Source organism: Bacillus sp. SIMBA_026, assembly GCF_046535335.1.
Classification (GTDB): Bacteria; Bacillota; Bacilli; order Bacillales; family Bacillaceae; genus Bacillus; species Bacillus velezensis.
Genome location: NZ_JAWRWX010000143.1, coordinates 1 through 274 on the forward strand (window position 1 = coordinate 1; position 274 = coordinate 274).

The 274-nt window shown below is 59.5% G+C and carries 1 protein-coding gene; it reads left to right on the forward strand.

The annotated features are described in order from the left end of the window. Positions 1–274 (forward strand): SOS response-associated peptidase family protein (locus tag SB847_RS20985; protein WP_410578538.1); only part of this gene is annotated, 274 nt, incomplete at both ends.

A 274-nucleotide genomic window follows, 5' to 3' on the forward strand; every position in this document is an offset into this window, starting at 1 on the left:
GGGACCTGCTTGCCGACTTCGACGCCGAACTTGAGAACGAAATAGCCCTCGAAAAGTCCTGGAATGTGGCTCCTACCGATGCCGTTCCGATCGTGTTGGAGAGGTTGATTGACCACGATGTTAAACGGCAGCTGCATGTCGCGAAGTGGGGGTTGGTGCCCTCGTGGGCCAAGGATCCCAAGGGGGGTGCGCGCTTGATCAATGCCCGCAGCGAAACCCTTCTGGAGAAGCCTTCCTTCAAGAAGGCCGCTGTTGCCCGTCGCTGCGCGGTTCC